General features: G+C 55.9%; 9 protein-coding genes and 1 pseudogene. 5 read left to right on the top strand and 5 right to left on the bottom strand.

Annotated features, from left to right (window positions below):
• Window positions 1-812: 812 nt before the first annotated feature.
• The 3 genes and pseudogenes from LDZ24_RS28250 to LDZ24_RS27955 form a co-directional block, all read left to right on the top strand.
• The gene (locus LDZ24_RS28250; protein ID WP_371747517.1) at window positions 813-1,049 is read left to right on the top strand and encodes a hypothetical protein; all 237 of its coding nucleotides are present in this window, start codon (window positions 813-815) and stop codon (window positions 1,047-1,049) included.
• Between the two features lie 78 nt (window positions 1,050-1,127).
• On the top strand, window positions 1,128-2,714 hold the full coding sequence (locus LDZ24_RS27960) for a transposase (protein ID WP_248324876.1): 1,587 nt from the start codon (window positions 1,128-1,130) through the stop codon (window positions 2,712-2,714).
• 29 nt (window positions 2,715-2,743) lie between these two features.
• Window positions 2,744-3,113, top strand: a pseudogene (locus tag LDZ24_RS27955) (integrase core domain-containing protein); the annotation flags it as partial.
• Between the two features lie 57 nt (window positions 3,114-3,170).
• Here LDZ24_RS27955 and LDZ24_RS27950 read toward each other — a convergent pair.
• Both LDZ24_RS27950 and LDZ24_RS27945 read right to left on the bottom strand, forming a co-directional pair.
• Window positions 3,171-4,130 (bottom strand): ParB/RepB/Spo0J family partition protein, encoded by a 960-nt coding sequence (locus tag LDZ24_RS27950; protein ID WP_248324874.1) that lies wholly within the window; start codon window positions 4,128-4,130, stop codon window positions 3,171-3,173.
• A gap of 12 nt (window positions 4,131-4,142) precedes the next feature.
• Window positions 4,143-5,309 (bottom strand): AAA family ATPase, encoded by a 1,167-nt coding sequence (locus LDZ24_RS27945; RefSeq protein ID WP_248324872.1) that lies wholly within the window; start codon window positions 5,307-5,309, stop codon window positions 4,143-4,145.
• Window positions 5,310-5,393: 84 nt separating this feature from the next.
• On the opposite strand from LDZ24_RS27945, the gene trfA reads away from it, so the two are divergent.
• Window positions 5,394-6,371, top strand: a complete 978-nt coding sequence (gene trfA / locus LDZ24_RS27940; protein WP_248324870.1) for a plasmid replication initiator TrfA — start codon at window positions 5,394-5,396, stop codon at window positions 6,369-6,371.
• 956 nt (window positions 6,372-7,327) lie between these two features.
• On the opposite strand, the gene LDZ24_RS27935 is transcribed toward trfA, so the two are convergent.
• A complete protein-coding gene (locus LDZ24_RS27935) occupies window positions 7,328-7,609 on the bottom strand; it encodes a helix-turn-helix domain-containing protein (protein ID WP_248324868.1) in 282 nt (93 codons plus the stop codon).
• A gap of 61 nt (window positions 7,610-7,670) precedes the next feature.
• Between LDZ24_RS27935 and LDZ24_RS27930 the strand changes: the two genes are divergently transcribed.
• Window positions 7,671-8,048 carry a hypothetical protein gene (locus LDZ24_RS27930; RefSeq protein ID WP_248324866.1) on the top strand — a complete coding sequence of 126 codons (378 nt, stop codon included), beginning with the start codon at window positions 7,671-7,673 and terminating at the stop codon, window positions 8,046-8,048.
• A 644-nt stretch (window positions 8,049-8,692) separates the two neighbouring features.
• Here the strand turns inward: LDZ24_RS27930 and LDZ24_RS27925 are convergent.
• Both LDZ24_RS27925 and LDZ24_RS27920 read right to left on the bottom strand, forming a co-directional pair.
• On the bottom strand, window positions 8,693-9,463 hold the full coding sequence (locus LDZ24_RS27925) for a hypothetical protein (RefSeq protein WP_248324864.1): 771 nt from the start codon (window positions 9,461-9,463) through the stop codon (window positions 8,693-8,695).
• 11 nt (window positions 9,464-9,474) lie between these two features.
• On the bottom strand, window positions 9,475-9,882 hold the full coding sequence (locus LDZ24_RS27920; RefSeq protein WP_248324862.1) for a hypothetical protein: 408 nt from the start codon (window positions 9,880-9,882) through the stop codon (window positions 9,475-9,477).
• Window positions 9,883-10,023 lie beyond the last annotated feature (141 nt).

Below are 10,023 nucleotides of genomic sequence, written 5' to 3'. Positions count from 1 at the left end.
CACGAAGACGAAGAGGGCCCGTTCCGACGAAAGGCAACCATGACACTAGACGACAGAGCACCCTACTGTTGTCTCCAGCCTGACGAACGCTGGCCGGACTACTCCGTCGCCGCCTACGGCGGCTTCGACATCGCGCGACTGCGCGTCGCCGAGGGCGGTCAACCCCCCTATTGTCTAAACTCGGGCGTGCGTCCGACGCGTATTGGCGTCTGGTCTCAGGACATCGGCAAGCCACCGAACTAAAGCGACGCTCAGCGCTGACGTTAGTCTATGCACAACGCATGCTGGCCATAGCGGATCACATATCGGCGCGGCGTATCCGCTCACGCTCAGGAAGGTCGCCTCACGACGCTCGCGCGCAGGCGCAATGCGGTACGGGGAGAAAGATTGTTTTTGAGGTTCTTAAGAGAGGCCTTGAACTGCAATGCTCGAACGCCGTCGATTAATCGCTAGAGCACAATGAGCGTCTGAACGGCTCAGAAAGTCGGGCGGCCGTAACTGACGCTTCTTCAAAAGTAATGGACTTAAAAAGGGGCGAAGCAAAGCCTACTAACTCCGGCGTCTTAACTGGGCTCCACGCAACGTCCCGCAATAGTTCGGCCCCAGCTCCGGCCGCGCTTTTTCCCCTTTGCGCACCGTCACTACGCGATGGTATCGACGTACGTGCGGCGTCCGATCCCAGATCTCTAGCCGTTGCTGCGCGTAGACCTGGCAAAGAGGCCTGATACGCGCTCAGGTAGTCGTCCTCGGGCCGCCTCGCCTGCGTTTGATCCAGCAAAGGGGAGGCTTGCCTCCAAGAGGAGGCTTGCCCGATGGCCGCAATCGCGTCGTCGTTGGAGCAGACACCGCTGCGGGCGCAACAATTTCATGAAACCAATAACCGCGGCGCGCTGTCGAGATGGCTCGCCATTGCGCGTGACATTACGATTGGACTGCATGACCGAGAGGTCATCAGTCGGGCAGCGACAATTGGCGCCCAAAGCGGCAACGTTGTGCGTGATGTGATGCTCACAGCTAGAGAACGACAATTATCTTGGCCGGCGCATTGACTCGGGTTTTTTGTTACCGAGCTAGGCTCGTTGCCTCAAGTATTTTGCAACCTGTAAGACGGCTGGCGGGGGCGACTTATGACGAGGCGGCTCAGCATGACAACAAGACGGGAATTGACCGAGGCAGTTGGAGAGCGGCACCGCCGCTCCGACCGGAACGACAAGCGTCAGATCTTGGACGAATTCGTTGAGTTGACGGGCTATCATCGTAAGCACGCCATCCGTGTGCTGTGCCGGGAGCCGCAGCCGTCGAGGGCGAAGCCCGGTCCGCAGCGACGCTACGATGACGAGGTGCGGGCCGCGTTGATCACGCTGTGGGAAGCTGCCGACCGGATCTGCGGCAAGCGCCTGAAGGCGCTCATTCCGACGCTGATCGACTCCATGACACGGCACGGTCACCTGACGCTACCGAGGCGGGTTCGCCAACGGCTAAACCAGATCAGTGCCGCCACCATTGACCGACTGCTGCGGGACGTGCGCGAGCAAGCCTTCAGCGGTCAACGCCGGCGGGCTGGCGGAGTCGGCAATGCAATCCGGCGTGCGGTGCCGATCCGCACGTTCTGTGACTGGAACGATCCGTTGCCCGGCTATTTCGAGGTGGATTTCGTCGAGCACTGTGGTGGCACCAAGATCGACGGCGACTTCGTGCACAGCTTCGTGATGACCGATATCGCGACCGGCTGGACCGAATGCCTGGCGATGCCGTATCGCAGCGGGGCGTTCGTTCTGGAGCACATCGAGAGTGTTAGCCGTGCCCTGCCGTTTCCACTGCGTGGTCTGGATTGCGATAATGATACTGCCTTCATGAACGAGGCCGTATTCGACTTCTGCAAGGCAACGGGCATCGAGCTGACACGCTCACGTGCATACAAGAAAAACGACCAGGCGTGGGTCGAGCAGAAGAACGGATCAGTCGTGCGCCGCCTCGTCGGGTATGGCCGGTTACGCGGCCTCGAAGCCACGCAAACACTTGCCGCCCTTTACGAGGTTTCGCGGCTGTACATCAACTTCTTCCAGCCGTCGTTCAAGCTGAAATCAAAGACACGTCACGGCGCCAAGGTGACGAAGCGCTATGAAGCGCCTTTAACGCCGCTTGAGCGCGTGCTGCGTTCGCCTTCTGTGCCGGAGTCAACTAAACGTCGACTGCGTACCCGGTTCAGGGCACTCGACCCACTGGACCTATTGCGTCGAATGCGAGAAGCCCAACAGCGCGTCGCCGAATGCAGCGTTTCGGGCGTGGCGCAGAAGGAGGCTACAACACCTGATCAAATCCCACTCGCGGATTTTCTGGCAAGTCTTGGAACAGCGTGGCAGGCCGGCGAGGTTCGGCCGACGCATCACCGAAAAGCGCGCGTCCCACATGACTGGCGCACCCGGGAAGATCCATTCGAGCATACCTGGCCGAAGATACAGCAGTGGCTCGAGACAGAGCCCGGCATCACGGCACAAAAGCTCCATGAGCGTCTCACTGCAATGGCTCCCGCAATGTATTCGAGCGCACAACTGCGCACCTTGCAGCGCCGCGTGAAGGCATGGCGATCGAACCGTGCCAGAGAGCTGGTGACGCGGATACTCGGCGACGGCGACGCGATGAAGTCTGGCGCCGCTACGCAGCGCCAGACTTCATCCCTAAACGGCGGGACCGTGACAACTACCCGGGAGTAACATTATTCCGTGAGGCAACACGGGCGGCCATCGTAATTGACAATCTACACACAGCGGTCGAGCAACGCTTCGACACGGCTCAGGCAAACTCAACCATTGAATGGCTCTCGGGCAACGGCTCCGCCTATATTGACCATCGCACACGTAGCTTCGCTCGGGAGTTAGGCCTAAAGCCTTTGACGACCCCGGTTCGTTCGCCGCAGAGGAGAACCGCATGGCCGAGCGGTTCGTGAAGACGATGAAGCAAGATTACGTCGCCTTCAAGGGCAAGCCCCCGACGTGGCGCGGCGCTCACGCATCTGGCGCTGCCTCGAGCATTACAATAAGTGCCACCCGTACCAAGCCCTGCAATACCGCTCGCCTCGCAAATTTAGACGGGCTGCGCCACCACCAAGCTAATGGTGTCCTAAAGTCTGAATTGCAGACGCAACTACAGTTGCTGAGCGCACAACTAGTTCACCCGGGTGAACTTTCCGACTGCAACGATGCCAGGAAAACCCGAAGCGATTCAAGCTTGTCCGGGCCTAAGGTAGTTTTATCGATGTCGATCGTCGCCTTTTTGTTAGTCTCATGCCATGTCCCGAATGAAAAGTTCACCCGGGTGAACTCCTGAGACGTGCGATTGATGAGTGCCTCATACACTCCCTTGGGTGGAAGGGACTTTCCAGCAACGGCTCTCGCTGCACGCATCACCGCGTCGGAATCAACATCAATGACTTGCCTGAGTTTCTCCGCCCACTTCGGTTGGATATCGCTTGGCGACCGAAAGGCATTCACCACAGTGTCGGGCAGATCAGCAAGTGCACTGTAGCGACTCATCAAACTCTTGGTTTTCCCGAGCACGGCTGCAATCTCAGACCAATTTCGATAGAGCTTGAGATCAATTCCTCGTCTGTAATGCATGGCAAGCTCATACGCGGACAGGTCTTTTCGCTGTTCGTTTTCCCTGCTCATCTCTTCGAAAAGATCCTTGTCGGACATGTCCTCTTGAATCATTGCCAGCACCTGTAGCCCGAGTTCCAAGCACGCTCGATGTCGTCTGTGCCCGAACACAACTTCGTAATTCTCAGGGCCAATTCGCCTCACTTTGATCGGCTGCACGTTCCCGCCGGCGCCCAAGATCTCTTGCTTAAAAGCTTCGAATGACGGTCCTTCAAACGACCGATCGATCCGATTTGCAAACTTCGAAGCTTTGACTAACTCCGGTGAGAGTTTCCGCGTCGGGAGCGCCCCATCATGCAGCGCGAGTCTCCTTTGCGCCTCGTTCAGGTCTCGTTCAACCTTTTCAAGTTCGCCTGTGAAATCCGTGACTCTGTTCATCGCAATTCGCGGCGTTCTACGTTCCAAGCGCGGCATGAGCGCCGGATCCAATGCCGCAGCGGCGAGCCGAGCCGCCTCCTCTTTCTTACTTGTCATCAGCTAACTCCTTCAATCAACCCAGACACGTCGGATTTGACTCTCTACTTGGTCAACGGCTGCGTCATAGGCAACCCGCGCCGTCTGATATGTCTTGGCACTACCCGTGTACTTCGTTATGTCGTAGACCGTGGAAAACTTGGTCCCGGACGAACTCGATACAACTGTCTTCGGAATTTCGCCTGTCATCAGCTTGTCCCCATACGCAACCTTCACCCACTCCCTCACCACGCTTTCGTTTACATTGCCCTGACCCTCGGTCATGCAAAGCAGCACGTCGATAAATTTCCACGTCTTTTCAGCACCTGCTTGCTCGGCAATCGAGGAAGCCAAACCTGAAAAGAGAGTCCAGAACTGGCTCGAACTGGCGAAGTCCATGCCGCGAGGCGGTATTGGCATAATCAGCCCGTCAGCGGCAAAGAAAGCGTTAAGTGACAAGTACGAAAGCGTTGGCGAGGTGTCGATTAAGATGACGTCATATTCCCCTCGAAGGTCCTGCAGTCCTTTGTTGAGCACGTCATAGAACCGAAAATCGGGCTCTCGCTTCGACTGTCGACTCGGGATGTGAAATTCCGCTGCGAAGGCCACTGGGCTACAACCGACGACGTCCAGTCCATCCCAGTAGGTCGGCTTGACTGCATACCGAAGCGATAGCTCGTCTCCGGCGCACAACGGCAAAATTGTGTCTTCCTCTTGAACCTGAGTATCTGGCAGGTAGCCGCAAAGGCTCGTAAGTGACCCCTGCGGATCCAAGTCGATGCACAACACGCGGTATCCGAGAAGCGACAGACCCTGTGCCATGCACATCGTTGTAGTCGTCTTACTTACACCGCCTTTGCTGTTTCCGGTGGTTACGACTACCGCCCGGTCCTCTGGTCCGCGCGTATACGACCGTCCATAAGCACGCGCCCATCGCCGCGCTTCGGCCAAAGTGAAATCGCGACGGGATTTGTTTATTTCCTTACCGGCGGGAAGATCACCCTTTGCAACACGTCTCATTAGAGCGCTGCGATCGATGCGGCAAAGAGCAGCCAGTTGCGTGACCGAGAAAGTAGGGGGCTTCTTGATGTAGTCCGGCGAAAAGATGCTGTTCCGAACACGCTCTACGACGTCCGCTACGCGATTGGCCTGATCCTCGATGTCATCGATTGTGTATTCAGGGCGCAAAGGATCAATCATTGTCCGTCCGATTAGAAATTGTTGTTATACTTGAAAAAAGTAATCGGCACTAGAATACCTGATCGAAGCCGAGGAACCAAGCAAATGACAAAGAAAACGCCAGGTCTGATTTCCTCTGAATTTATTGGATCCTCAGAGGCAACCGAGAAGGTAGCGCCCAGAGAGACAGCGCTTGAGATCGTCGCAAGGCTAGAGAAATCGCTCGCCGGAAGGGGCAACGCGAGTCGACAGTCGCCGCGACCACCGACGCGTGTCCAGATTCCGCTATGGTCGGAAGATCATCGACCCGTGCTGCACGATCTGGTTCGATCCGCGCTATTCACTTGCGGGCAGAGGGATGCGCGTATGGATCTCAAGGCGAAGCCGATATATGCGCTCGAACACATCAAAATCACGTACACGGGCGAGGAACTGCGGCAGCGCGACTATGACGTCTACTTGCAAATCCTCCATTTGTCTCGCGGCGCCACTGTTGACAATCGGCAGGAGTGGGTGGAGTTTGAGGCCCGTTCTCTGATAAAGATGCTTGGCTGGACGCAAAACTCTCGCAGCCTTGTAGAACTGCGGGAAACCATACGTCGCTTGACGGCATGCGCACTAGAAGTAACTCGCTCCCGCACGAAAAGCAGTGTCCCTGTTGTCTATGGCGGACCACTCTTGCTTAAGTACGCCGGCGCACAAGAGGGCGGTTTCGACGAAGTGACGTTTTGGAAGGTGCAGATAAATAGCGAGGTAGCGGCACAGCTTAAACCTGGCGATTACACACGTATCGATTGGCAAATAAGGACCAAGCTTTCTCCTTTGGAGAAGTGGCTGCATGCCTTCTACTCAACCAATCAACATCCGTATCCAATGAAAGTTGAGACGATCCATAAGCTATGTGGATCTCGCATGGCTGAGATTAAGTTCTTCCGCCGCGCCGTCAAAGCCGCACTGGACCGCTTGACGGAAGTAGGGTTCCTTTCATCGTGGCAACTCGACGAAACGGACAAAGTCAGGGTGGTTCGCGGTCAAATGCTCACCGCCAACGCCGATCGGGTATCGAGCGACGGGACCGGCTGATCCGAAGGCCAACGCAAGCGCAGCTTGGCTCTAGTCAAATGATCACTACCGCCTTAATCGACGGTGACTATTCGACTTCAAAAGCCACCCAGCACACCCCAAATCAAGTCAAATAGTCACCAACCGGGCGAACAACCGACCCTTCAGCGAGGAACGCAGGGTTTGCAGGCCTGCTGAGCGCACAAAAATGTGCCAATTTCAGAGGTAAGAGGAGCAGATGCCTGTTATCCACAGGCCGATAGTCGAATGCTCACCCCTTTAAGTCGGATGCGCACTAACGATAGTCAAATGCTTACTCAGGTTAGTCAGATACTCCCCGATTCGAGTCAGATATACACCCTTGAACGTACCTAAGCGTCTGATCACATTGGAGAAACAGGTGGCGTCGACCAATGCTAGAAGGTTTTGAGAAGGTTTTTAGCTCTTTTTTAGAAAGAATCTCAGATAGAGAACACAGCTCTGCTCCTAACGGCGCCGATTCCTTCTAACCATGCATCGCTGTGGCTCGTAGCCGTCTTGCAGCCTGCTTTCGATCGAATCGGCTTGAATTGCGTTGGCAGCAGGCCGCCTAATCGTAGCGCCGGCCTGTTTGCCTGGGACTGAAAACGAGACAGCCAAGCCGCGTTCGACGCCGGCTCGCGAATTAGAGTGTGGTGAACGGCTCAATCATCAAACACATGCGCTCGCCCCCCGACCTCGCTACCCACAAACGCCTCGCGATCCATCTAGATGACGCCGCCAAGGCCGACGTTCATAGTGGTGTTGAGCATGAACCCGCGGTCGGCATAGGCGACCTTGATGCCTCGCTTCATCCCCACCTTGCCGATGACGCGAAAAATGGCGCGCGTCTCGATGCCACGCTTCCCTAGATCGGCACCAGCACTTCGAACGCGATTGAAAAGTACACGCGGAATCTCGCCGAGGAACGGTTTCCTCTAGCAGACGATGACAACGGCCTATCGCTCGGAGGCTGCGACTGCGTCGTCAGCGAGGATTGCGTCTGCTCGCCCCGTCAACTCAGAGACGGAACAGCGCAAGACCGAACAGATTCGGACGACATTAAGAATGGTGACGTTGCGCTCACCGCGTTCGATTTTGCCCATGTGACTGCGGTCAATCTTAGCAGCGTGAGCTAACCCTTCCTGGGAGAGCCCAACGTCAGCCCTAAGCGCTCGGATGGCCCTACCCAAGGCAAGCAAGTACCCAGTTTCGTCTAAAGCGCCAGAGACTCTTTGCATGCGCGTATATTCCCGGTACTATGCATGCAAGACCACGGCATTTACGACCCATGGAGGCGCAATGGTGCACCGGTCAGCTCGGGAATTGCCACCGGCGATGGACGATGATCTTTTGGAAAGGCTGCAACGAGAAGTCGTAGGCTGGGGCCCTGACGCGGCGATCCCTCAAAATCTGTCGGACGAGTGGTTAAAAATATTGGTCAGAGACGCGCTCCACGGTTTGTATAAAACGGGTACGCTGAATGGCGAGGGTCTTCGCACAGGGCCGGCGATGCTTGCTTTCTCGATCTCAATGGCGCAAGCAAGACTTAATAAACAGAACGAGCCCAAGGCGTCGTCGATCTACATTCAATATCGAACTGCTTTGATCGAAGAACTTCTTGGCCGAGAGACGGGCCTGTACCGGCGTCAATATTCGTTGGTGGACTTTTATAGATGATGCTCGGTCGGCGCCACGAGTGAGCAAGCCAGACTTCCGCTTGCGGTCCCGCGCCCGGTTGATGGCCCCGGTCTTGAAGAAACGGTGTTAAGAAGGCGTCCCACGTATTAGCGCTGGATGGCTTTCGCCAGCGGAAAGCAGCACGCCTACGACTTTGCACAAGACGTTTGGCGTCTGCGTAGGATGTAGCAGGGATGCGAGACCGCATTGAGCCCATCACGCCGCTTACCGCGAGCAACAACCGCCGCCGCAGGGCAGCGCGGCCAGGTGGTACTTCCATCAAATGAGGCCTTGTTGCGAGCGTTGCCAGCCACCTCGCGCAAGACGGCCAGCGCCGGCTTCGTGGAAACGGCGCGCGCGCCAACTCGTTCTCGTTGGCTTGAAGCGCAGCCGAAGCTTCGCGCCGCGTCGCTGGAGTCAGTACGTGCCGAAGCCGTCGCTTCCCGTTCCGCGACCGCGGCAGCCGCAAGCTTCTGCGCCGCTGCTTCCGTGCCCGCACCGATCGCCACAGCAGGACGGTCCGCCGCGCCGGTTCGCACGCCCGAGTTCACCAGTGAGGTATCGACAACAGGATTAGCAAGCCCAACTTTTGCGCCGGTCGCCTTATGTTCGTAACGATGGACCGGCTTCGCTCAAATCTACGATTACCACGCTACTGCATCGAGTTGTTGAAACACATCCCCATACACGCGCTTAATGCGATTCTTTTCCATCACATTGAAGGCAGTTCCTTCCAATACCTCGTTGAGAGTGAGCCGAGCCGTATTCATCTTGCGAATGTCGTCGCCGAACGTATCCGACGGCCGCGCCTTGACAAGAATTCTGGCTTTCACGCGATCAGCGAACGCCTTGAACACTGTCGTTTCTACGAAGTGCTTTCCCGCAGTCGTCACAAGCGGACCGAAGTGCTCGTTTTCCCAAACTACCAATTCAACATCGGTTTCGACGTTTGGCACGCGGGTTGATTCCGAAACCGAGTAGAAACCTTCGGCCGTGTCCTGCAGATTGTCGCCGCCACCGACAATCGAGTGGATTATCGGTATCCTTCCGGCGCCACGAATAGCATCAAAAGCGCCATTTTGAATCAGATACGCCATCAGCGGCGAGAACGTGTTCGCGCCCGTGTCCACAACGAAATTCGTACCTACTGGTGACTTCATTATGTTAACCATTAGCTTATCAAACTGCTTGGGATCGACAGTATGGTCCGAGCGCATGACATTGAAATGAACGGCTTCAAGCGCCTTATAACGCGAAAGCGTCGCGTTCTCTTGGTCCAGGTCAAACGCTTTGACGCGAGCGTCTGATTTTGCGAACCATTCCAAAAGCATCTTACTAACGAACGACTTCCCGATACCACCCTTGCCTTGCAAGATCAGGTTAACAGTATTTTTAACTTCGATCGTCGTGCTCATTTATTCTCCCGTTATTCGTCCAGATTCAATCGTTTGGTCACATCGCGTTGGAAAGTTGGCATCGGGTTGCGATATCCATCTTTTGACAGGTTCAGTTCCGTGCTCCTCGCGTGAACTGCCGGAACCGCACGAGCGGCGTTCTGCCCCGATTCATGTGCCGCTTGTTTTATCGGAGCGGTTGCTGTTGTCGCCGTTTGTCTCTTTTTTCTGATCCGCAGCATCATTTGCCGAAGCGAACCGTTAGTTATTTCAAGATCTTGTTTCCTCAAAGCATCCAATATTTTGTCGTAGCTAAAGCCGTTTTGGTGCGCAGCTTCTATCTCGCCCAGAAGCTGTCGCACGCGTCCAGCTTTCGATTGGTCCGCCGACGTGATCGTAAATTGGAGGCTCGGCCCGACCCTCTCTTTGGTGTCTTTCATCTTATAGGCGCTCTGTTAGCGGAACGTTGACGCAACGTTGACGAAATGTTCACGTGCAAATGTTCAGATGATATCGTCATCTTATGCGTTGACACAACGCTAGCGGAGTGTTGACAAGACCTTGATGCAATGTTGACGAGG

Source organism: Caballeronia sp. Sq4a, assembly GCF_023170545.1.
Lineage (GTDB): Bacteria > Pseudomonadota > Gammaproteobacteria > Burkholderiales > Burkholderiaceae > Caballeronia.
This window is presented reverse-complemented; position numbering and strand designations above follow the sequence as displayed.